26 protein-coding genes are annotated in these 21,221 nt (G+C 74.3%); 19 read left to right on the top strand and 7 right to left on the bottom strand.

Annotated elements, in window-relative coordinates:
* Positions 1–26 precede the first annotated feature (26 nt).
* Positions 27–194, bottom strand: a complete 168-nt coding sequence (locus tag ABT160_RS11610) for a hypothetical protein (protein ID WP_351646454.1) — start codon at positions 192–194, stop codon at positions 27–29.
* 225 nt (positions 195–419) lie between these two features.
* On the opposite strand from ABT160_RS11610, the gene ABT160_RS11605 reads away from it, so the two are divergent.
* From ABT160_RS11605 to ABT160_RS11590, 4 genes are read left to right on the top strand one after another with little or no spacing between them, the layout of a single operon-like run.
* Entirely contained in the window at positions 420–1,694 is a 1,275-nt protein-coding gene (locus ABT160_RS11605) for an NYN domain-containing protein (protein ID WP_351646452.1), read from the top strand.
* Positions 1,695–1,731: 37 nt separating this feature from the next.
* The gene (locus tag ABT160_RS11600) at positions 1,732–2,706 is read left to right on the top strand and encodes an ABC transporter ATP-binding protein (RefSeq protein ID WP_351646516.1); all 975 of its coding nucleotides are present in this window, start codon (positions 1,732–1,734) and stop codon (positions 2,704–2,706) included.
* A complete protein-coding gene (locus tag ABT160_RS11595; RefSeq protein ID WP_502984202.1) occupies positions 2,703–3,524 on the top strand; it encodes an ABC transporter permease in 822 nt (273 codons plus the stop codon). Before ABT160_RS11600 ends, ABT160_RS11595 begins: the two co-directional genes overlap by 4 nt.
* Before the next feature lie 34 nt (positions 3,525–3,558).
* On the top strand, positions 3,559–4,200 hold the full coding sequence (locus ABT160_RS11590) for a DUF2567 domain-containing protein (RefSeq protein ID WP_351646451.1): 642 nt from the start codon (positions 3,559–3,561) through the stop codon (positions 4,198–4,200).
* Positions 4,201–4,431: 231 nt separating this feature from the next.
* Here ABT160_RS11590 and ABT160_RS47135 read toward each other — a convergent pair whose 3' ends face one another.
* The 5 genes from ABT160_RS47135 to ABT160_RS11570 form a co-directional block, all read right to left on the bottom strand.
* On the bottom strand, positions 4,432–4,506 hold the full coding sequence (locus ABT160_RS47135; RefSeq protein ID WP_420895160.1) for a 50S ribosomal protein bL37: 75 nt from the start codon (positions 4,504–4,506) through the stop codon (positions 4,432–4,434).
* Positions 4,507–4,580: 74 nt separating this feature from the next.
* The gene (gene ybaK / locus ABT160_RS11585; RefSeq protein WP_351646449.1) at positions 4,581–5,078 is read right to left on the bottom strand and encodes a Cys-tRNA(Pro) deacylase; all 498 of its coding nucleotides are present in this window, start codon (positions 5,076–5,078) and stop codon (positions 4,581–4,583) included.
* 29 nt (positions 5,079–5,107) lie between these two features.
* On the bottom strand, positions 5,108–5,848 hold the full coding sequence (locus tag ABT160_RS11580; protein WP_351646447.1) for an LON peptidase substrate-binding domain-containing protein: 741 nt from the start codon (positions 5,846–5,848) through the stop codon (positions 5,108–5,110).
* A gap of 5 nt (positions 5,849–5,853) precedes the next feature.
* Positions 5,854–6,882, bottom strand: a complete 1,029-nt coding sequence (locus ABT160_RS11575; RefSeq protein ID WP_351646445.1) for a hypothetical protein — start codon at positions 6,880–6,882, stop codon at positions 5,854–5,856.
* A gap of 112 nt (positions 6,883–6,994) precedes the next feature.
* Positions 6,995–8,596 carry an oxidoreductase gene (locus tag ABT160_RS11570; protein WP_351646443.1) on the bottom strand — a complete coding sequence of 534 codons (1,602 nt, stop codon included), beginning with the start codon at positions 8,594–8,596 and terminating at the stop codon, positions 6,995–6,997.
* Between the two features lie 227 nt (positions 8,597–8,823).
* Here ABT160_RS11570 and hisD point away from each other — a divergent pair, with 227 nt between their 5' ends.
* The 9 genes from hisD (at position 8,824) to ABT160_RS11525 (ending at position 15,887) form a co-directional block, all read left to right on the top strand.
* Entirely contained in the window at positions 8,824–10,146 is a 1,323-nt protein-coding gene (hisD, locus tag ABT160_RS11565) for a histidinol dehydrogenase (protein ID WP_351646442.1), read from the top strand.
* A complete protein-coding gene (locus tag ABT160_RS11560; protein ID WP_351646440.1) occupies positions 10,143–11,252 on the top strand; it encodes a histidinol-phosphate transaminase in 1,110 nt (369 codons plus the stop codon). The genes hisD and ABT160_RS11560 overlap by 4 nt, the downstream gene beginning before the upstream one ends.
* The gene (hisB, locus tag ABT160_RS11555) at positions 11,249–11,842 is read left to right on the top strand and encodes an imidazoleglycerol-phosphate dehydratase HisB (protein WP_351646438.1); all 594 of its coding nucleotides are present in this window, start codon (positions 11,249–11,251) and stop codon (positions 11,840–11,842) included. Before ABT160_RS11560 ends, hisB begins: the two co-directional genes overlap by 4 nt.
* Entirely contained in the window at positions 11,839–12,003 is a 165-nt protein-coding gene (locus ABT160_RS11550; protein ID WP_351646436.1) for a CG2302 family histidine operon protein, read from the top strand. The genes hisB and ABT160_RS11550 overlap by 4 nt, the downstream gene beginning before the upstream one ends.
* Complete coding sequence (hisH, locus tag ABT160_RS11545; RefSeq protein ID WP_351646435.1) at positions 12,000–12,638, top strand: imidazole glycerol phosphate synthase subunit HisH; 639 nt, start codon at positions 12,000–12,002, stop codon at positions 12,636–12,638. Before ABT160_RS11550 ends, hisH begins: the two co-directional genes overlap by 4 nt.
* A complete protein-coding gene (gene priA / locus ABT160_RS11540) occupies positions 12,638–13,369 on the top strand; it encodes a bifunctional 1-(5-phosphoribosyl)-5-((5-phosphoribosylamino)methylideneamino)imidazole-4-carboxamide isomerase/phosphoribosylanthranilate isomerase PriA (RefSeq protein WP_351646433.1) in 732 nt (243 codons plus the stop codon). The genes hisH and priA overlap by 1 nt, the downstream gene beginning before the upstream one ends.
* Positions 13,366–13,755 (top strand): RidA family protein, encoded by a 390-nt coding sequence (locus ABT160_RS11535; protein WP_351646431.1) that lies wholly within the window; start codon positions 13,366–13,368, stop codon positions 13,753–13,755. Before priA ends, ABT160_RS11535 begins: the two co-directional genes overlap by 4 nt.
* Complete coding sequence (gene hisF / locus ABT160_RS11530; RefSeq protein ID WP_351646430.1) at positions 13,752–14,507, top strand: imidazole glycerol phosphate synthase subunit HisF; 756 nt, start codon at positions 13,752–13,754, stop codon at positions 14,505–14,507. Before ABT160_RS11535 ends, hisF begins: the two co-directional genes overlap by 4 nt.
* Before the next feature lie 165 nt (positions 14,508–14,672).
* Positions 14,673–15,887, top strand: coding sequence for a cytochrome P450 family protein (locus tag ABT160_RS11525; protein WP_351646428.1), 1,215 nt, complete (start codon positions 14,673–14,675; stop codon positions 15,885–15,887).
* Between the two features lie 148 nt (positions 15,888–16,035).
* Here ABT160_RS11525 and ABT160_RS11520 read toward each other — a convergent pair whose 3' ends face one another.
* Complete coding sequence (locus tag ABT160_RS11520) at positions 16,036–16,668, bottom strand: TIGR03085 family metal-binding protein (protein WP_351646426.1); 633 nt, start codon at positions 16,666–16,668, stop codon at positions 16,036–16,038.
* A gap of 84 nt (positions 16,669–16,752) precedes the next feature.
* Between ABT160_RS11520 and hisI the strand changes: the two genes are divergently transcribed.
* The 6 genes from hisI to trpC all read left to right on the top strand — a co-directional run bounded on the left by hisI (position 16,753) and on the right by trpC (position 21,214).
* Complete coding sequence (gene hisI / locus ABT160_RS11515; RefSeq protein ID WP_351646424.1) at positions 16,753–17,124, top strand: phosphoribosyl-AMP cyclohydrolase; 372 nt, start codon at positions 16,753–16,755, stop codon at positions 17,122–17,124.
* A gap of 11 nt (positions 17,125–17,135) precedes the next feature.
* Positions 17,136–18,620, top strand: a complete 1,485-nt coding sequence (locus ABT160_RS11510) for an anthranilate synthase component I (protein WP_351646423.1) — start codon at positions 17,136–17,138, stop codon at positions 18,618–18,620.
* 17 nt (positions 18,621–18,637) lie between these two features.
* Entirely contained in the window at positions 18,638–19,294 is a 657-nt protein-coding gene (locus ABT160_RS11505) for a TIGR02234 family membrane protein (RefSeq protein WP_351646422.1), read from the top strand.
* 191 nt (positions 19,295–19,485) lie between these two features.
* Positions 19,486–19,740, top strand: a complete 255-nt coding sequence (locus tag ABT160_RS11500) for an HGxxPAAW family protein (protein WP_351646420.1) — start codon at positions 19,486–19,488, stop codon at positions 19,738–19,740.
* An 84-nt stretch (positions 19,741–19,824) separates the two neighbouring features.
* Positions 19,825–20,274, top strand: coding sequence for a DUF2752 domain-containing protein (locus ABT160_RS11495; protein WP_351646419.1), 450 nt, complete (start codon positions 19,825–19,827; stop codon positions 20,272–20,274).
* 130 nt (positions 20,275–20,404) lie between these two features.
* The gene (trpC, locus tag ABT160_RS11490) at positions 20,405–21,214 is read left to right on the top strand and encodes an indole-3-glycerol phosphate synthase TrpC (RefSeq protein ID WP_351646418.1); all 810 of its coding nucleotides are present in this window, start codon (positions 20,405–20,407) and stop codon (positions 21,212–21,214) included.
* Positions 21,215–21,221 lie beyond the last annotated feature (7 nt).

The following is a 21,221-nucleotide window of genomic DNA, read 5'->3' as shown; positions in this document are numbered from 1 at the left end:
CTCGGCGTGCTTCAGGCGGCCGCGGCTCAGTTGTGGCCGAAACGCCGCTGGTGCTTACGGGCGACATCCGCAGGGCTTCCCTGGGCCATCGACTGGGCCGGCGACTGCGCTTCCATCGAGGACTTCTGCGCGTCCTGGGCGCCGCGCTCGGCCTGGGAGGAGCGTTCCTGCTTGCGGTTCTTGTTCTTGGCCATGGTGGTGCCTCCTGCGGGTATCTAGGGGCCAGGGCCGCCACCACAGTCACACAAGGGGTGAACCGCCGCATTTTGGATCATTGCGGTGGGTAATCGGCACTCATCGGAGGCGTGCACGCGCGATCCGCCACGCCGATGATCCAGTTCCGGCCGTTTACCCCCGCGCGGTCGGGCAGACTCGAAGCAACCCGAAGCACCCCCCGATCCCGCCGTTCCCGAAAGAGGGTGGAACACGTGGACCGCTGCGTCGTCCTGGTGGACGCCGGCTACCTGCTCGGTGCCGCCGCGAGCCTCCTCGCCGGGGAACCGGCGCGCTCCCGGATCACCGTCGACCACACCGCCCTCATCCAGGGACTGCGCGAGCTCGCCGAGGCGGACACCGCGCGCCCCCTGCTGCGGATCTACTGGTTCGACGGCGCCCCCGACCGCGTCCCCCAGCCCGAGCACCGCAGGCTGCGCGTGATGCCCCGGGTGACCGTCCGGCTGGGCGCCCTGACCCGCAGCGACGGCCGCTGGGCGCAGAAGGGCGTGGACGCCGCCATGCACGCCGAGCTCACCGAGCTGGCCCGCAACCGCGCCTGCTCCGACGTGGTCCTGGTGACCGGCGACGGCGACCTGCTGCCCGGCCTGATGTCCGCCAAGGAGCACGGCGTCGCCGTCCACCTGTGGGCCGTGCAGGCCGCCGACGGCGACTACAACCAGTCCGAGGACCTGGTCGCCGAGGCCGACGAGCGCCGGGTCCTCGACCGGACCTGGATCACCCGCGCCGTCCGCGCCAAGGAGTTCGGCGGCATCTGCGCGCCGCCGCCCGCGCCGCGCCCCGAGATCGCCGCCATCCTCTCCGCCCCGCTGCCCGAGTCCGCGCTCGCCGCCTCCGCCGAGCGGGCCGCCGAGGCGGCCGCCGCCGCTGCCGCCGTACGGGGCGCGGGCCCGGCCGCCGCGGAGAACGGCGCCGCGCCCGTGGCCGAGCGCGGCGGCGTCCCCGCGCCCGCCACCGCCAAGGGCGTGCCCACCCCCAAGGACCTGGCGGGCCTGCGCGGCCCCGGCACCGTCCAGCCCCCGGCGCACCCGGGCGGCGCCACCCTGCGCTGGTCCTCCGACAAGGGCTGGGTCGAGCGCCCCGGCGGGCCCCTCGGCGAGCCGCCCGAGACCGCCTCGCTGCCCACCCTCGCCCAGCTCACCAGCGCCGAGCAGCGCTGGGCCGACCGGGAGGAGGACATCACCACCGTCGGCGGCGACCCCTTCGAGGTCGGCCAGGTCTTCGCCCGCCGCTGGATGGAGCGGCTGCCCGAGCAGGTCCACGTGCACAAGCTGTCCACCATGTACCCGCGCATCCCGCACCGCATCGACGGCGAGCTGCTGCGCTACGCCGCCCGGTTCGGCCTGCTCGCCCACAAGGACGACCAGATCGACGAGCACGACCGCTATGCCATCCGGGCCGGTTTCTGGCGGGAGATCGACGTCCGCGCCGCCGCCGAACACGCCCCCGCGGGGGAGTAGCCCCGGCGACCCCGTAGGCTCATCCCTCGTGAGTACGGTGTGCGTGGTGCGGGACCTGGTCAAGACGTACCCGGCCGCGCGCGGCAGGCGCGGGGCCCCCGCGAGCCCCGAGGTCCGGGCGACCGACGGGATCAGCCTGGACGTCCGCGGCGGCGAGATCTTCGGCCTGCTCGGCCCCAACGGCGCCGGCAAGTCCACCCTCGTGCGCCAGCTGACCGGCCTGATGCGCCCCGACTCCGGCTCCGTCCACCTGCTCGGCCACGACCTGGTGCGCCACCCCGAGCGGGCCGCCCGGCTGGTCGGCTACCTGGGCCAGGAGTCCACCGCCCTGGACGAGCTGACCGTCGCGCTGGCCGCCGAGACCACCGGCCGGCTGCGCGGCCTCGGCCTGCGCGAGGCGCGCGCCGAGCGCGACGCGGTGCTGGACGAGCTGGGCCTGACCGAGCTGGCCGGGCGCCCCCTGAAGAAGCTCTCCGGCGGCCAGCGCAGGCTCGCCTGCTTCGCCGCGACCCTGGTCGGCACGCGGCCCGTGCTCGTCCTGGACGAGCCGACCACCGGCATGGACCCGGTCGCCCGGCGTGCCGTCTGGGCCGCCGTGGACCGCCGCCGCGCCGAGCACGGCGCGACCGTGCTGCTGGTCACCCACAACGTCATCGAGGCCGAGACCGTCCTGGACCGGGTCGCGGTCCTGGACCGCGGCAAGGTCATCGCCTGCGACACCCCGGCCGGTCTGAAGGACCGGGTCGCCGGGGAGGTCCGGGTGGAGCTGGTCTGGCGGGAGCGGGCGCCCCTGGAGGTGCCCGAGGTCGCCGCGCTGCGCGGCTCGGCCCAGGAGTCGGGGCGCCGCTGGGTGCTGCGGCTGGCCCCGGACGAGGCGCGGGCCGCGGTCGCGGCCGTCACGGGCGGCGCGGCGTTCGCGGCCCTGGACGACTTCACGCTGGCGACGCCCAGCCTGGAGGACGTCTACCTGGCACTCGGGGGGAGCACGGAGAAGGGGTTGGTGAAGGCGTGAGCGTGGTACCCGCGGAGGCGGTGACCGGGACCGGGAGCCGTACCGGTCGGGCCGGGGCGCAGGAGGCGCCGCTCGCCCCGGCGGCCCGGCTGCTGCCCGCGCTCGCCGCGGTCTACCGGGCCCAGCTCTCGCGCGCCCGGGTGGCCCGCATCCCGCTGCTGTTCGTGGCGACCTTCCAGTCCGTCGGGATCATGGTCCTGATGCGCGGGGTGGTGGACGGCGGCGCCGAGGCGCGGGCCGTCGTCGCGGGCTCCTCGGTGCTCGTGGTGGCCTTCGTCGCGCTGAACCTGCTCGCCCAGTACTTCGGCCAGCTGCGCGCCAGCGGCGGCCTCGACCACTACGCCACCCTGCCGGTGCCGCCCGCGGCCGTGGTGCTCGGCGCGGCGGGCGCGTACGCCTCCTTCACCGTGCCCGGCACCGTCGTCACCGCCGTCACCGGGTCCCTGCTCTTCCAGCTGCCGCTGACCCACCTGTGGATCCTGGTCGCGGTCGTCCCGCTGAGCGGTGCCGCGCTCGCCGGTCTTGGCGCCGCCCTCGGGCTGCTCGCCCCCCGGCCCGAGCTGGCCACGCTCCTGGGCCAGCTCGGCATGTCGGCCGCGCTGCTGCTCGGCGTGCTGCCGGGCGAGCGGCTGCCCGGGCCGATCTCCTGGGCGCGCGACCTGCTGCCCTCCACCTACGGCGTGGAGGCGCTGGCCCGCACCTTCGACTCCGGCCCGGACTGGGCCGTCGTCGCCCTCGACCTCGCCGTCTGCGGGGCCGTCGGCGTGGTCTCGCTGGCCGTGGCGACCTGGGCGTACCGGCGGGCGGCGGTCCGGTGAGGCGGCCGCTCCGCACGCCTGGCACGATGGCGGGGTGACCGCACCCCTGACGCCGCCGCACCAGCCCTCGCCGCACGACAACCCCTGGGCCCTGCCCCACACCGGCACGCCCGGTGAGAAGGACGGTCCCGGCCTGGCGGCTGAGCTGCGCCAGTCCGTGCTGGTCCTGGTGCTCGTGGCCCTGGCCGGGGCCCTGCTGGGCCTGCTCTGGCTGTGGCTGGCGCCGCGCGTGCCGCTGGTCTCGGACGCCCGGGCGGTCTTCCTCAAGGACACCGAGGGCGAGGAGGCGATCGGCGCCGACGGCGTGTTCGCGCTCCTGGCGCTTGGCTTCGGCGCGGTGAGCGCGGGCGTGGTGTTCCTGCTGCGCCGCGCGGGCGGGGTGCCGCTGGTGGTGGCCCTGGCGCTGGGCGGGCTGCTCGGCTCGATGCTCGGCTGGGGCCTGGGCACCTGGCTCGGCCCGACCCACGACGTGGCCGCGCACGCGGTCTCCGTCGGCCAGGGCGTGACCTTCGACGCGCCCCTCGACCTGAACGCCAAGGGGGCGCTGCTCGCCTGGCCGGTGGCCGCCATGGTGGTGCACCTGGGCCTGACCGCGCTGTTCGGGCCCAGGGACCCGGAGCCGGTGTGGGACGCGCCGTACCTTCCGCCGCCGGCCCCGCACCAGTCCGGGTCCTGAGGTCACGCTAGGACCTGTCCGGTCGATCACGCCTGGGCCGCGGCGCCTGGCACGCACGCTCGCGGCGTTGTCGTCGGTCGACAACGCTCCTTCCCCAAGCTCTCGGCTTCGCTCGAGCAGGGGAGACCCCACCGCCTCCCTCCTCCGCCTTGCGATCGCACGCACCAGCCACCGCTCACCAGGACCAGAAGCCACCCGGCACCGATGCCAGCATGATCGACCGGACAGGTCCTAGGCGGGCCGCCTGCCGTGGTTGGCGCGGTTCTTCTTCAGCCGCCACTTGCGCTTGCGGGTGCGTTTGGACATCGCTGCCCCTCCCGGTTCGACGCACGGGTGTTCCCCGTACGTACGTAACCGAGACGAGCGGCCGCGTGAAGGGGTCAGACGCGCCCGATCGGGGCCACCACGGCGGAGGTGAGCGCCGCCAGGTCCGCGGGCGCCAGCTCGACCTCCAGGCCCCGGCGGCCCGCCGAGACGCAGATCGTGGGGTGCCCGGACGCCGAGGCGTCCAGCACCGTGCGCAGCCGCTTGCGCTGGCCCAGCGGGGAGATCCCGCCCCGGACGTACCCGGTGGTGCGCTCGGCGAGCACCGGGTCGGCCATCGCGGCCCGCTTGCCGCCGACCGCCGAGGCCAGCGCCTTCAGGTCGAGCTGCCCGGCCACCGGGACCACCGCGACGGTCAGCTCGCCGTCCACGTCGGCCACCAGCGTCTTGAAGACCCGGTCGGGGGAGACGCCGAGGGCCTCGGCGGCCTCCTCGCCGTAGGACGGCGCGGCCGGGTCGTGCTCGTAGGCGTGCACGGCGTGCTCCACGCCCGCGCCCGCCAGCGCCACGGTCGCCGGGGTGCCGCCCGACTGCTTCTTCTGCTTCTTGGCCACCGGGGCTCCTAGGACATTGCGGACACGAGCTAGTTGGGGCTGGTCGGCGTGCGGGTGAGGTCCACGGCGGGCAGCGAGGGCAGGTGCCGCAGCACCGCCGTCTCGGCCCGCAGCAGGGTCAGTTCCTCGCGCAGCCGGGTCGCGGTGTCCGGTGCCTGGAGCAGCCGTTGCTTGGACGGGATGTCGAGCACGGCGGCCGCGGCGACCAGGTAGGACACCACGGACGGGTCGTCGGGCAGCTCCGCGCCGGTGGTCAGGGTCCGCTCGCGTGCTCCGGCCAGGCGCTTCTGGTACGAGCGGAACGCGCGCAGCACGCCCTCGGCGAGCGCCCCCGCGCCGTCGCCCTCCCGCTCGTCCAGCTCCTCGAGCTCGGCGGTCAGGAAGGGGCCGCTCGCGTCCACGGACAGCAGCTTCACCCGGGTGGTGCCGGTCACCATCACCTCGAAGCTGCCGTCGGAGCGCTCCCGGACGGAGGCGGCGTCGGCGACGCAGCCCACCCGGTGGAAGGCCTGGATCGGGTCGGGGCCGAAGCCGGCCGCCGGGCCCTTGTCGGGCAGCGCCGTGCGGTCGGGCATCCCGGGTGCCGTGGCGGCGACCTCGCGGCCGTCGCGGATGGCGACGACGGCGAAGCGGCGCGGTTCGTCCTCGTCGGTCTTGAGCAGCTCGCGCATCATGGCGCGATAACGCTCCTCGAAGACGTTCAGCGGCAGCACGAGGCCCGGGAACAGGACCGCGTTCAGCGGGAACAGAGGGAGGTGTGCGGTGGTCACAGCGGTCAAGCGTAATGGCCGCCGCCACCCCCGCGACCGGCCCTCGACCGCAAAGGCGTCACGGCCGCCAGTTCGCGGCGCGCCGAATCGCGCGCGGCCAGGAAGCCGCCGAGCGGATCCGCGCCGCCCGCGCCCCACGGGAACGACGTCGCGTACGGTCCGGTCAGCCGGAACTGCTCCAGCGCCGGGGCCCATCGCGCCCGCCCGACCAGCACGTACGCCAGCAGGTTGCGCAGCTCGGCCGGCCAGGGGTCGCCCGGCGGGTACCCGGCGCAGAGCGCGGCCGCCAGGTCCGCCGCCGCGTCGATCCGCTCGCCGCGCACGGCCACCGGGTCGCCGCTGCTGAGCTGGGCGTAGGCGGCGCGCGCCGGGAGGGCCTTGACCAGCGAGCCGGGCAGCGCGTCCTGGGCGGCCTGCTCGGCGAAGTCGAAGCACTCGCGGTGCGAGCCGTACCACTGGGCGGAGAGGTACTTCAGGGCGGAGACGTGGCAGCCGTAGTGGTGCGGGGAGCGTCGCACGGCCTGCTCCCAGAGGCCCTCGAACGCCGTGTGGGGGGCCCGGGTGCCGCGCGCGTGGTCCAGGGCGAGCCGCCAGGGCACCGGGTCGCCGGGCCCCGCCTCGACCGCCGCGTCCACCAGGGGGCGCACCTCGCGCAGCCGCTCGGCGCGGGCGGGCGACTCCCAGGCCCGGCGCACGGCGAGCTCGGCGCGCACCAGCAGGGCGTCGGGGTCGCCCGGGGCGGAGGCGAGCCAGCCGGCCAGCCAGTCGCCGCGGCTGTGGGCGAATCCGGCGAGCCGGGCCACGTAGCGGTCGCGGTTCTCCCAGTCGGCCGCGTCCCGGGTCGTGGCGAGCAGTTTGGCGGCCGGGTCGTGGTCGCCCACGGCGGCCGCCACCAGGGCCGGCCCGAGGCGGTCGTCCGGCGCGTCGAGGAGCACCGCGTCGTCCGGCGGCAGGCCGTCGGCGAGCCGCGGCGCGTGCCGGACCATGCGTGCGGTGCTGAGCAGGGCGCGGAGCAATGACATGGTGCCGACCATTCAAAACCGCAGGTGGGAGCGGCGCCAGTGGCTGGCTGTGAAGCTTTGGTAGCGGCGTGAAGGTTGTCCCCGGGAAAGCCAAGACCCCGTAAAGAAACCTGATGAGGGTGTGTCAGCCGCGGCTGAGGAGACGGGAGGCACCGGCTGCGACGGTTGTGGCGAGGATCCAGCCGAGCACGATCAGTACGGTCGACAGCCACTGCCAGCCGCCCTGGAGCCGCCAGTAGCCGTCCTGCCCGAGGTTGATCACCGGCAGCAGCAGGTCCAGCGCGTACAGCGTCGCGTTCCAGTCGGGGTGCTCGTCCGGCTTGAGCGGCGCGGGGACGTGGCGGGAGAACGCCAGCGCGCCCGCCGCCCACAGGACCGCCATCCACCACAGCGCCCGGCCCGGCCGGTAGCCGTACGCCACCGTCCAGTCCTGGAGGTAGCCCCACAGCTTCCCGGCCAGCGGGAGCGTCTCGCGCCGCCGCCGCTGCTTGGCGAGCAGCACCTCGCGCGCGTCCGCGTCCTCCCCGCTGGCCCGCAGCACCGCCGCCAGGCGCTCGTACGGCTCCGGCGCGTACTCCGGGGTCGCCGCGTCCACCCACTCCAGCCGGCGCGACAGCGGGAAGTGCCCGTACGGCACCAGGTTGTCGTAGGCGAAGCCGCCCATCTTCAGGCCGCCGGGGCCGGGCCAGCTGGTCGACAGGTCGATCAGCGTCACCACCTTCGCGCCGTTCAGCACGACCGTGCCCTCCTGCGGGCGCTCGGCGTTGAAGCGCAGCTCCGGTACGACGATCCGGCGCAGCGACAGCTCCTCGCGGCGGGCCGTGGACATCACGAACCGGGCCAGGTGCAGGTCCACCGCGTCGCCGAACCGCCCGTCGTCGAGGCGCACCGCGCCGTGGCACTCCAGCGGCTTGCGGCGGGTGCCGCGCACCTGCCCGGAGCGGGTGCCGAACGGCGGCGTCGCGCCCGCGTTGCCCGTGACGTCGTTCACCCACGCGTACGACATGTAGAGCGTGCGCTCCACCGACAGCTGCGGGGCGTTCAGCGCGCGGCGCTCCTCCGTGCCGCGCAGCGTGCTGCCCCGCAGGCTCAGCGAGCCGCCCACCTTCGCCCCGCGCAGGCTCAGCTCGCCGTGCGTCTCGATCAGCTCCGCCTGGAGGTCCTGGGCCACCGACAGGCCGTCGGCCGTGATCGCCCGGCCGCGCACGTCCGGGTGGACCACGATCTGGTTGATCAGCAGGTCGGTGCCGATCTGCGCGTCGCTCAGCCGCACGCCCCTGGCCACCCGGCAGCGCGGCAGGTGCAGATCGCCCTCGGTGTGCAGCCGGGCCGCCTCGATCCGGGGTATCGCGCAGCCGACGAGGCGCAGCGTCCCGAACCGCGACTCCGGCAGCACCACCTCCTGCTCGAAGCGGCAGCCCGTCAGCTCCACGTACGGCCCGATCGTCCCGCCCGCCAGCGTCAGCGTCCCGGTGATCCGCAGCCCGCGCAGCTTCAGTGCCGAGACCCGGCCCGCCAGCGCCGGCGGCCCGGCCAGCAGCAGCAGCGCCACCACGCGCGCCCGCACGCTGCGCTCCTCGGGCCAGGGCCGGTCCGAGAAGGGGTCGTCGAGGAGCGGGTTCCCGGTCGTCAGGTCGTACGTCGCGCCGATCCGGAACGCCTGCCACATGCCCAGCTCGGCCGGTGTCAGGTCGTTCGGAAGGTCGCCGTCGTGCGGTTCGGTCAAGGCCGCTCCCCCTCGGTCGCCCCTGTGTTCCCCGTTGTTCCCCGTGCGTGCCGCCCGGGCCCGCGCCCGTGCGGTCCCGCGCGTTCCCCGTCGTCAGCGGGGTGCCTCCCGCTGTGTGACGTCGTGAACGCTATCGGTCAGGTGTGACAACCGGAGGCTGCCGTGGCGTGTATCAGCCAGTGATACGGACGTCCGGTGCCCTCGGGCCGTCTGAGAGAATTGGCCCCGTGATCTCTCGAATCGATCTGCGCGGCGACGCCCTCCCCGAGGGTGGCGCGCTGCGCGACCTGCTGCCCCGTGCCGAATTCGACGTGGAAGCCGCCCTGGAGAAGGTGCGGCCCATCTGCGAGGACGTACGGCATCATGGCGCGGCGGCGGTGATCGACTACGGCGAGAAGTTCGACGGCGTACGCGTGCGTGACCTGCGGGTGCCCGTCCAGGAGCTGGCGAAGGCCCTCGACGCGCTCGACCCGGCCGTGCGCGCCGCCCTGGAAGAGTCCATCCGCCGGGCCCGCGTGGTCCACCGCGAGCAGCGCCGCACCGACGTGACCACCCAGGTCGTGCCGGGCGGCACGGTCAGCGAGAAGTGGGTCCCCGTCGAGCGCGTCGGCCTGTACGTGCCGGGCGGCCTGTCGGTCTACCCCTCCTCCGTCGTGATGAACGTCGTCCCCGCCCAGGAGGCCGGCGTCGAGGCCATCGCGGTGTCCTCCCCGCCCCAGAAGGAGTTCGGCGGCCTGCCGCACCCCACGATCCTGGCCGCCTGCGCGCTGCTCGGCGTCGACGAGGTGTACGCGGCCGGCGGCGCCCAGGCCGTCGCGATGTTCGCCTACGGCGCGGGGGAGTGCCTGCCCGTCAACCTGGTCACCGGACCCGGCAACATCTACGTGGCCGCCGCCAAGCGCCTGCTCAAGGGCCGCATCGGCATCGACGCCGAGGCCGGCCCCACCGAGATCGCGGTCCTCGCGGACGCCACCGCCGACCCGGTGCACGTCGCCGCCGACCTGATCAGCCAGGCCGAGCACGACCCGATGGCCGCGGCCGTCCTGGTCACCGACTCGCCCGCACTGGCCGACGCCGTCGAGAAGGAGCTGGCCCCCCAGGTCGCCGCCTCCAAGCACGTCCAGGACCGCATCGTGCCCGCCCTGTCGGGCCGCCAGTCCGCGATCGTGCTGGTCGACGGGCTCGACGAGGGCCTGCGGGTGGTCGACGCGTACGGCGCGGAGCACCTGGAGATCCAGACCGCGGACGCCGCGGCCGTCGCCCAGCGGGTGCGCAACGCGGGCGCGATCTTCGTCGGCCCCTGGTCCCCGGTCTCGCTCGGCGACTACTGCGCGGGCTCCAACCACGTGCTGCCCACCGGCGGCTGCGCCTGCCACTCCTCGGGCCTGTCCGTGCAGTCCTTCCTGCGCGGCATCCACATCGTCGACTACACGCGCGAGGCGCTCGCCGACGTCACCCACCACGTGGTCACCCTCGCCGAGGCCGAGGACCTGCCCGCGCACGGGGCCGCGCTGAAGGCCCGCTTCGACTGGCAGGTGCCCGGACAGTGACCTTCGGCATCGACGACCTCCCCATCCGGGACGAACTGCGCGGCAAGTCCCCGTACGGCGCCCCGCAGCTTGACGTCCCCGTCCAGCTCAACACCAACGAGAACCCCTACCCGCTGCCCGAGCCCCTGGTGGCCCGGATCGCCGAGCGGGTCGCCGAGGCGGCGCGCGGGCTCAACCGCTACCCCGACCGGGACGCGGTCGAGCTGCGCACCGGCCTGGCCGCGTACCTCACCCGGACCGGCAAGCACCCCGTCGCCGTGGAGAACGTCTGGGCCGCCAACGGCTCCAACGAGGTCCTGCAGCAGCTGCTCCAGGCCTTCGGCGGCCCCGGCCGCACCGCGATCGGCTTCGAGCCCTCGTACTCGATGCACGCCCTGATCGCCCGCGGCACCGGCACCGGCTGGATCTCCGGGCCGCGCCGGGACGACTTCCGCATCGACACCGCCGCCGCCGTGGCGGTCATCGCCGAGCACCGCCCGGACGTCGTGTTCATCACCTCGCCCAACAACCCCACGGGCACCGCCGTCGAGGCGGAGACCGTCCTCGCGCTGTACGAGGCCGCCCAGGCCGCGAAGCCGTCCCTGGTGGTGGTGGACGAGGCGTACGTGGAGTTCAGCCACCGCGACTCGCTGCTGCCGCTGATCGAGGGCCGCCCCAACCTGGTGGTCTCGCGCACCATGTCCAAGGCCTTCGGCGCGGCCGGGCTGCGCCTGGGCTACCTGGCGGCGCACCCCGCGGTGGTCGACGCCGTGCAGCTCGTACGGCTGCCCTACCACCTGTCCGCCGTCACCCAGGCCACCGCGCTGGCCGCCCTGGAGCACACCGATACGCTCCTGGGGTACGTCGAGCAGCTCAAGGCCGAGCGGGACCGCCTGGTCACCGAGCTGCGCGCGGCCGGGTACGAGGTCACCGAGTCGGACGCCAACTTCGTCCAGTTCGGCCGCTTCGAGGACACCCGGGCCGCCTGGCAGGCGATCCTCGACCGGGGCGTCCTGGTCCGTGACAACGGCGTACCGGGCCGGCTGCGGGTCACCGCCGGCACGCCCGCAGAGAACGACGCGTTCCTCGATGCGGTTCGCGCACTGAAGAAGGAGCAGAGCTCATGAGCCGCGTAGGACGGGTCGAGCGCACCACCAAGGAGACGTCCGTCGTCGTCGAGATCGACCTCGACGGCACCGGCAAGGTCGACGTGACGACCGGGGTCGGCTTCTACGACCACATGCTCGACCAGCTCGGCCGCCACGGCCTGTTCGACCTCACGGTCAAGACCGACGGCGACCTGCACATCGACACGCACCACACCATCGAGGACACCGCCCTCGCGCTGGGCGCCGCCTTCAAGCAGGCCCTCGGCGACAAGGTCGGCATCTACCGCTTCGGCAACTGCACCGTCCCGCTGGACGAGTCGCTCGCCCAGGTCACCGTCGACCTCTCCGGCCGCCCCTACCTGGTGCACACCGAGCCCGAGAACATGGCGCCGATGATCGGCACGTACGACACCACGATGACCCGGCACATCCTGGAGTCCTTCGTCGCCCAGGCGCAGATCGCCCTGCACGTCCACGTCCCGTACGGCCGCAACGCGCACCACATCGTGGAGTGCCAGTTCAAGGCGCTCGCGCGCGCCCTGCGCTACGCCAGCGAGCGCGACCCGCGCGCCGCCGGGATCCTCCCCTCCACGAAGGGCGCACTGTGACCAGCCTGTCGACCATCCTGATCGTCGTCGGGCTCTTCCTCCTCGGCGGCGTCTACTCCTTCGTCAAGCAGAAGCAGTCGCGGAGCCTGATCGTGCTGCTCTCCATCGGCTCGGCCATGTGCCTGGTCGCCGGGATCATGCGGCTGGACGTGTGGTCATGACGGCCAAGAAGGTCGTCGTCTTCGACTACGGCTTCGGCAACGTCCGCTCGGCCGAACGCGCGCTCGCGCGCGCGGGCGCCGACGTCGAGATCACCCGCGACTACGACACCGCGATGAACGCCGACGGCCTCCTGGTGCCCGGCGTGGGCGCCTTCTCGGCCTGCATGCGCGGACTGCGCGAGGCCCGCGGCGACTGGATCGTCGGACGCCGGCTCGCCGGCGGGCGCCCGGTCATGGGCATCTGCGTCGGCATGCAGATCCTCTTCGAGCGCGGCATCGAGCACGGCGTGGAGAGCGAGGGCCTGGACGAGTGGCCCGGCACGGTCGAGCCGCTGAAGGCCCCCGTCGTCCCGCACATGGGGTGGAACACGGTGGCCGCGCCCGAGGGCTCGGCCCAGTTCGCCGGCCTCGACGCCGACGCCCGCTTCTACTTCGTGCACTCCTACGCGGTGCGCGACTGGACGCTGGAGGTCGGCAACCCGCGCATCGCCGCCCCGAAGGTCGCCTGGACCACCCACGGAGAGCCCTTCGTGGCCGCGGTGGAGAACGGCGCCCTGTGGGCCACGCAGTTCCACCCCGAGAAGTCGGGCGACGCCGGCGCACAGCTCCTCACCAACTGGATGGGCACCCTCTGATGGCCGTCAGCACACTTGAACTCCTCCCCGCCGTGGACGTCCGCGACGGCCAGGCCGTGCGCCTGGTGCACGGCGAGTCCGGCAGCGAGACCTCCTACGGCTCGCCGCTGCAGGCCGCCCTCGCCTGGCAGTCCGCCGGCGCCGAGTGGCTGCACCTGGTCGACCTGGACGCCGCCTTCGGCACCGGTGACAACCGCGCGCTGGTCGCCGAGATCACCGGCGCCATGGACATCAGGGTCGAACTGTCCGGCGGCATCCGCGACGACGCCACGCTGGCCGCCGCGCTCGCCACCGGCTGCACCCGGGTCAACCTGGGCACCGCCGCCCTGGAGACCCCCGAGTGGGTCGCCAAGGTCATCGCCGAGCACGGCGACCGGATCGCCGTCGGCCTGGACGTGCGCGGCACCACCCTCAAGGGCCGCGGCTGGACCAGCGAGGGCGGTGACCTGTACGAGACGCTGGCCCGCCTGGACTCCGAGGGCTGCGCCCGCTACGTGGTCACCGACATCGGCAAGGACGGCACGCTCACCGGCCCCAACCTGGAGCTCCTGGCGAACGTCTGCGAGGCCACCGACAAGCCCGTGGTGGCCTCCGGCGGCGTCTCCTCGCTGGACGACCTGCGCGCGCTGGCCGGGCTCGTCCCGCAGGGCGTGGAGGGCGCGATCGTCGGCAAGGCGCTGTACGCCAAGGCGTTCACCCTGGAAGAGGCGCTCGCGGCGGTGGCGTCATGAGCGCCCGCCGCGTGACCACCGGGGCCCCCTGGGAGGAGCAGTTCGGCTACTCGCGCGCGGTGGAGCTCCCCAACGGCACCGTGCTGGTGTCCGGCTGCACCTCCGTGGTCGACGGCGAGATCGCCGACGGCGGGCCCTACGACCAGGCCGTGAACTCCTTCAAGGTGGCCCTGGACGCGCTCGGACAGCTCGGCCTGGGCGCCGCCGACGTGGTGCGCACCCGGATGTACCTCACCCACGCGCGCGACGTGGAGGAGGTGGGCCGCGCCCACAAGGAGCTGTTCGACGCCGTCCGCCCGGCGGCCTCGATGATCATCGTCTCCGGCTTCGTCGACCCCCGGCTGATCGTCGAGGTCGAGGTCGAGGCGTACCGGGGGGCGTCATGACCCTGGCCGTACGCGTGATCCCGTGCCTGGACGTCGACAACGGCCGGGTCGTCAAGGGCGTCAACTTCCAGAACCTGCGGGACGCGGGCGACCCCGTGGAGATGGCCAAGCTGTACGACGCCGAGGGCGCCGACGAGCTGACCTTCCTGGACATCACCGCCTCCTCGGGCAACCGCGAGACGACCTACGACGTGGTGCGCCGCACCGCCGAGCAGGTCTTCATCCCGCTCACCGTCGGCGGCGGCGTGCGCTCCGCCGACGACGTGGACCGGCTGCTGCGCGCGGGCGCCGACAAGGTTGGCGTCAACACCGCGGCGATCGCCCGCCCCGAGCTGATCCAGGAGATCGCCGAGCGGTTCGGCCGCCAGGTGCTCGTGCTCTCGGTGGACGCCCGGCGTACCGCCACCGGCTCGTTCGAGGTCACCACGCACGGCGGCCGCACCGGCACCGGCATCGACGCCGTCGAGTGGGCCCACCGGGCCGCCGAGCTGGGCGCCGGGGAGATCCTGCTCAACTCCATGGACGCCGACGGCACCAAGGACGGCTACGACACCGAGATGATCGCGGCCGTCCGCAAGCACGTGACCGTGCCGGTCATCGCCAGCGGCGGCGCGGGACGCCTCGCGGACTTCCCGCCGGCCGTGGCGGCGGGCGCGGACGCGGTCCTGGCCGCCTCGGTGTTCCACTTCGGCGACCTGCGGATCGGCGACGTCAAGCAGACGCTGCGGGAGGCGGGCCACCCGGTCCGCTGACACCCCGCGACAGCGCCCGGGCCCCCGCGGTCCGGGCGCTGTCGCGCGTCCGGGCACGACCGCCCGCACGGCATGTCGGTGAAACGAACAAGTGGCCGAAAAGCGCTGCGTGTGGTGTGTCACGGCGGGTTAGCGTGCCGTGACACGTTCGAACAGGGGGAACACATGCCGTCTCGGCACACCGACATCGTTGACCTGCTGGAACTCAGCCCGGACTTCGTCCGCGACCCGTACCCCGTCTACGCCAAGCTCCGCGAACAGGGCCCCGCCCACCACGTCCGCACCCCGGACGGCGACGAACTCTGGCTGATCGTCGGCCACGACGCCTGTCGCACCGCCTTCACCGACCCCCGGCTGAGCCGCGACTGGCTGCGCCAGGGCGACATCGGGCAGATCATCAACAGCGGCGACAACGATGCCGCGCTCGCCCACATGCTGATGGCCGACCCGCCGCACCACACCCGGCTGCGCAGGCTGGTGGCCCGCGAGTTCACCCCGCGCCGCATCGAGGCGCTCGCCCCGCGGGTGCGGGAGATCACCGACGCGCTGCTCGACGCCCTGGCGGCCACCGAGGGCCGCCGGGCCGACCTGGTCGACGCGTTCGCCTTCCCGCTGCCGATGACCGTCATCTGCGAGCTCCTCGGCGTGCCCGACATGGACCGCGACGCCTTCCGCGGCTGGTCCAACGAGGTCGTGGCGCGCACCAGCGAGGAGGCCGAGGCGCGCGCCTACCAGGCGATGGTGGGCTACCTGGTCGAGCTGATCGGGGCCAAGCGGGCCGCGCCCGGCGAGGACCTGCTCAGCGCCATGATCCACGCCGTCGACGAGGGCGGCGACCGCCTCTCGCCCGACGAGCTGATCGGCATGTGCGTACTGATCCTGATCGCCGGGCACGAGACCACGGTCAACCTGCTCGGCAACGGCCTGCGCGCGCTGTTCGCCCACCCCGACCAGCTGGCCGACCTGCGCGCGGACCCCGACGGACTGCTCGACGGGGCGATCGAGGAGATGCTGCGCTACGACGGGCCGGTGGAGACCTGCACCCAGCGCCTGGCCCTGGAGGACGTGGACTACGACGGCACGGTGATCCCGGCCGGCTCCACCGTCCTGATCACCATGGCCGACGCCGACCGCGACCCGGCCCGCTTCGCCGACCCGCACCGCTTCGACATCCGGCGCGACGCCCGCGGCCACATCGCCTTCGGCCACGGCCTGCACTACTGCCTGGGCGCCCCGCTGGCCCGCCTGGAGGCCCGCATCGCGCTGCGCGCGCTGCTCGACCGCTTCCCCGGCCTGGCCCCCGACGCCTCCGACACGGACCTCGCCTGGGTGCCGGGCATGCTCATCAGGGGCGTGCGGACCCTGCCCGTACGCTGGTGAACCGCGGGGCGGCGCGCGGGGCCTCCCGGCTCCGCGCGCCGTACCCGGGGCAAGGACCCCTCGGGAGCCGCCGGAGCCCCGCACGAGCCCGCTCAGGGCCCGCATGGGGGGCTCCGGACCCCTGAGGGCTTGGCCCCCCGCCGGGGCGTCAGATCCCGAGCTTCGCGTCCTGCAGCCGGGCCGCCGCGTCCTTGTCGCCCTCCACCCGGACGTCCGCCGAGCCCTGGCGGCCGAAGACGAACAGCAGCAGCTCGCCCGGCTCACCGGTCACCGTCACCACCGGCGTCCCGCGCCGGGCCACCGCCGTCTGCCCGTCCGGGCGGCGCAGCACCAGGCCCACCGGAGACTTGCGCCCCGCCACGCGCGCGATCTTCTCCAGCCGGGTCCACAGGGCGTCCTGGAAGACCGGGTCCAGCTCGCGCGGCGTCCAGCCGGGCTGGGCCCGCCGCACGTCCTCGGAGTGCACGTAGAACTCCACGGTGTTCGCGCCCTCGTCGACCTGCTTGATCGTGAAGGGGGACATCCGCGGCGGTCCGGTGCGCACCAGCTGGACCAGTTCCTCGTACGGCTTGGCGGCGAACTCGGCCTGGACCCGTTCGAGGCGGCCGCTGAGCGCGTTCACCAGGGCCCCCGCGGCCGCGTCGGGCCGCCGTTCGCGCACCACCGTGTGGGCCGCCAGGTCACGGGTCAGCCAGCCCTCGCACAGCGTCGGTGCGTCGGGCCCGGCCGCCTCCAACAGGTCGGCGAGCAGGAGTCGTTCACGCTTGGCATGGGTCGACATGACGGCCAGCCTACGACCGAGGGGTGCCGTCCGCCCAGTGGACGCACCGCCCGCCCACGCGCGCGGTGGCGGCACAATGGCCCCATGACCAGCGAGACCGGCGCGCCCGCCAGCAACCTCGACCCGGCCCTCGCGGCCCGCCTCAAGCGCGGCCCCGACGGCCTCGTCCCCGCCATCGCCCAGCAGTACGACACCGGCGAGGTCCTGATGCTGGGGTGGATGGACGACGAGGCGCTGCACCGCACCCTCACCACGGGCCGCTGCACCTACTGGTCGCGCAGCCGCCAGGAGTACTGGGTCAAGGGCGGCACCTCGGGCCACGTCCAGCACGTGAAGTCCGTCGCCCTGGACTGCGACGCCGACACCGTGCTCGTCAAGGTCGACCAGGTCGGCGCCGCCTGCCACACCGGGGACCGCACCTGCTTCGACGCCGACGTCCTCCCGCTCGCCCAGTAAGGTCGGGCGCCATGGACCTCGAGACCTTCCGCAAGCTGGCGGCCGACCGCCGCGTCATCCCCGTCAGCCGCCGCCTCCTCGCGGACGGCGACACCCCGGTCGGCCTCTACCGCAAGCTCGCCGCCGAGCGCCCCGGCACCTTCCTGCTGGAGTCCGCGGAGAACGGCCGCTCCTGGTCGCGCTACTCGTTCGTCGGGGTGCGCTCCGCGGCCACCCTCACCGTGCGCGACGGACAGGCCCACTGGCTCGGCACCCCGCCGGTCGGCGTCCCCGTCGACGGCGACCCCCTCGCCGCCCTGCGCGCCACCGTCGAGGCCCTGCACACCCCCCGCGACCTGTCCTCCGGGATGCCGCCCTTCACCGGCGGCATGGTCGGCTACCTCGGCTACGACATCGTGCGCCGCCTGGAGGACATCGGCGAGCACGGCGGCGACGACCTCCGGCTGCCCGAGCTCACCATGCTCCTCACCTCCGACCTGGCGGTCCTCGACCACTGGGACGGCTCGGTCCTGCTGATCGCCAACGCGATCAACCACAACGACCTCGCCACCGGCGTCGACGAGGCGTACGCGGACGCGGTCGCCCGGCTCGACGCCATGGAGGCCGACCTCTCCACCCCGCTCGCCCAGAGCCCGGTGGCGCTGCCCGAGTCCGAGCTGCCCGACTACACCGCGCTGTGGGGCGGCCCGGCCTACCAGGACGCCGTCGAGGACATCAAGGAGCGCATCCGCGCGGGCGAGGCCTTCCAGGTGGTGCCCTCGCAGCGGTTCGAGACGCCCTGCGCCGCGAGCGCCCTGGACGTCTACCGGGTGCTGCGGGCCACCAACCCCTCGCCGTACATGTACCTCCTGCGCTTCGACGGCTTCGACGTCGTCGGGTCCTCCCCGGAGGCCCTGGTCAAGGTCGAGGACGGGCACGCGATGGTGCACCCGATCGCCGGGACCCGCCCGCGCGGCGCGACCCCGCAGGAGGACCAGGCGCTCGCCGAGGAGCTGCTCGCCGACCCCAAGGAGCGCGCCGAGCACCTGATGCTCGTCGACCTCGGCCGCAACGACCTGGGCCGGGTCTGCGAGCCGGGCTCCGTCGAGGTGGTCGACTTCATGTCCGTCGAGCGGTACTCGCACGTCATGCACATCGTCTCCACGGTCACCGGCCGGGTCGCCGAGGGCCGCACCGCCTTCGACGTGCTCACCGCCTGCTTCCCCGCGGGCACCCTGTCCGGCGCCCCCAAGCCCCGCGCCATGCAGATCATCGAGGAGCTCGAACCCTCCCGCCGCGGCCTGTACGGCGGCTGCGTCGGCTACCTCGACTTCGCGGGCGACTCCGACACCGCCATCGCCATCCGCACCGCGCTGCTGCGCGGCGGCACGGCGTACGTGCAGGCCGGAGCGGGTGTCGTCGCCGACTCCGACCCGGTCGCCGAGGACACCGAGTGCCGCAACAAGGCCGCCGCGGTGCTCCGCGCGGTGCACACGGCCAACCGGCTGAACGGATGAACGCGGCGTAGGGGATAGTGGGGTACGTGAGTGCTGCATCCGTACCCCAGCCCCGAGCCGCCCGCGCGGACGGCGCGGCGTCGCCCTCCGGCGGGCGCCGCACCCTCGCCTCGGCTCTCCTCCTCGGAGCCCTCGGCGCGACCGTGGTGCTCCTCGCCTCCGGCCAGATCTGGGCCCGTGGCACCGCCGCCGTCGGCGGCGGCACCGTGGACCTGGACGCCACCGGAGGCAACGTCACCGGAGTGCCCACCGCGCTCGCCATCGTGGGCCTGGCCGCCCTGGTGGCCGTCTTCGCGGTCCGCGGCACCGGCCGCCTCGTCGTCTCCGGGCTGCTCGCCCTGAGCGGCGCCGGAGCGGCCGCGGCGGCCTTCCTGGGCGCCTCCGACAGCGCCGCCCTCGACGAGAAGGCCGCCACCACCACCGGCGACACCGCGGCCACCGTCGCCGGGCTCAGCCACACCGTCTGGCCCTACGTCGCCGGCGCGGGGGCCCTGCTGATCCTGATCGCCGGGCTGCTCGCCCTGCGCTACGGCAAGGCCTGGCCCGCGATGTCCGGTCGCTACGAGCGCGACGGCGGCCCGCGCCGCAAGGCCGCCCCCGTCGTCGACCCCGAGCGCCCCGAGGACCTGTGGAAGGCCCTGGACCGCGGCGAGGACCCGACCCGCGGGGAGTAGCGGGGGAGGAGCACCCGTACGCGTGCGCGCGCACCCGCGTGGTGTACGCGTCCCGGGTGACCCGGGGCGCGCCCCGACGCGCGAAGGGTGACCCCCAACTCACTCCCGCACGCGCGCGTGCGGGACAATGGCCGCGAGCGTCCGCACTCGGCGGCACCTCACCACAGCGCAACAGCATCGAGGAGCAACTCATGGCGGGCAGCGCCCACGGACACACCCCGGCCGCCTGGACCGGTGTCATCATCGCCTTCATCGGCTTCTGCGTCTCCGGGGTCTTCATGGTCGCGGCCAACCCGCTCGGCGTCTGGGCCGGCCTGGCCGTCGTCGTCATCGGCGGTGTCGTCGGCCTCGCGATGAAGGCCGCGGGCCTCGGCAAGGGCAAGCAGTCGCAGGCCGAGGCCGCGGCGCACGCCCGCGCCACCCAGGCCGCCCAGGCGCGCGCCTGACCCACGCGTACCCGCGAAGGCGCGGTCCGGCTGCGCCGGGCTGCGCCTTCGCGCGTACTTGGCGACAATCACCGGGTGGACGCCATGCCTACTCCCGCACACCCCGCACCCCCGCATGCCGGGCCGCCCCGGCCCGCCCCGCTGTCCCGGCGGCTGACGGCGCCCCTGGGCACGCTCGCGGGCGTCGTGGCGGCCTTCGCGTACGTCGGTACGGTCGACCCCAACGAGCCCGGCCACTACCCCGTCTGCCCGCTGCTGCGGTTCACCGGGCTCTACTGCCCCGGCTGCGGCGGCCTGCGCAGTGCCCACGCGGTCGCCCACGGGGACCTCGCCGCCGCCCTGGGCGCCAACGCCCTGGCCGTCGTCGGGTACGCGGCCTTCGCCGTGCTGATGGCCGTCTGGCTGGTACGCGCCGTCCGCGGGCGGCCCCTGCGGATCGAGGTGGCACCCGTCTGGTGGTGGGGCCTGGGGGCGGTTCTGCTGGCCTTCACCGTGGTCCGGAACCTCGCGTTCGGCTCGTTCCTGGCTCCATAGGAGTCCCAGGGAGTGGGACGGACGTCAACCGGATGCGAGGTGAGCGCCCGGCTACGGATACCATCGAGGTGGCTGATCCACGACGGCCGAAGCTGTTCCGACACCCCAGTCCCGGAAGGGGGCCGCTCGCGTGAGTGTGCTCGACGAGATCATCGAAGGCGTCCGCGCCGACCTCGCAGAGCGGCAGGCGCGGGTCTCCCTCGACGAGCTGAAGGAGCGCGCCGCCAAGGCGCCGCAGGCCCGTGACGGGGTCGCCGCACTGCGCGGCGACGGCGTCACCGTGATCTGCGAGGTCAAGCGCTCCAGCCCGTCCAAGGGCGCCCTCGCCGCCATCGCCGACCCGGCCGGCCTCGCCGCCGACTACGAGGCGGGCGGCGCCGCCGTCATCTCCGTACTGACCGAGCAGCGCCGGTTCGGCGGGTCCCTCGCGGACCTGGAGGCCGTGCGCGCCAAGGTCGACATCCCGGTCCTGCGCAAGGACTTCATCGTCACGGCCTACCAGCTGTGGGAGGCCCGTGCCTACGGCGCGGACCTGGCCCTGCTGATCGTCGCCGCGCTGGAGCAGGAGGCCCTGGTCTCCCTGATCGAGCGGGCCGAGTCCATCGGCCTGACCCCGCTGGTCGAGGTGCACGACGAGGACGAGGTGGAGCGCGCGGTCGACGCCGGCGCCCGCATCATCGGCGTCAACGCGCGCGACCTGAAGACCCTCAAGGTCGACCGCTCCACCTTCGAGCGCGTCGCCCCGGAGATCCCGGACCGCATCGTCAAGATCGCCGAGTCCGGTGTGCGCGGCCCGCACGACCTGATCGCGTACGCCAACGCCGGCGCCGACGCCGTCCTGGTCGGCGAGTCCCTGGTCACCGGCCGCGACCCCAAGGCCGCCGTCGCCGACCTGGTCGCCGCGGGCGCCCACCCGGCCCTGCGGCACGGGCGGGGCTGAGCCGACG

The organism is Streptomyces sp. NPDC001941 (genome assembly GCF_040296945.1).
In the GTDB taxonomy this organism is placed as follows: domain Bacteria; phylum Actinomycetota; class Actinomycetes; order Streptomycetales; family Streptomycetaceae; genus Streptomyces.
This window is presented reverse-complemented; position numbering and strand designations above follow the sequence as displayed.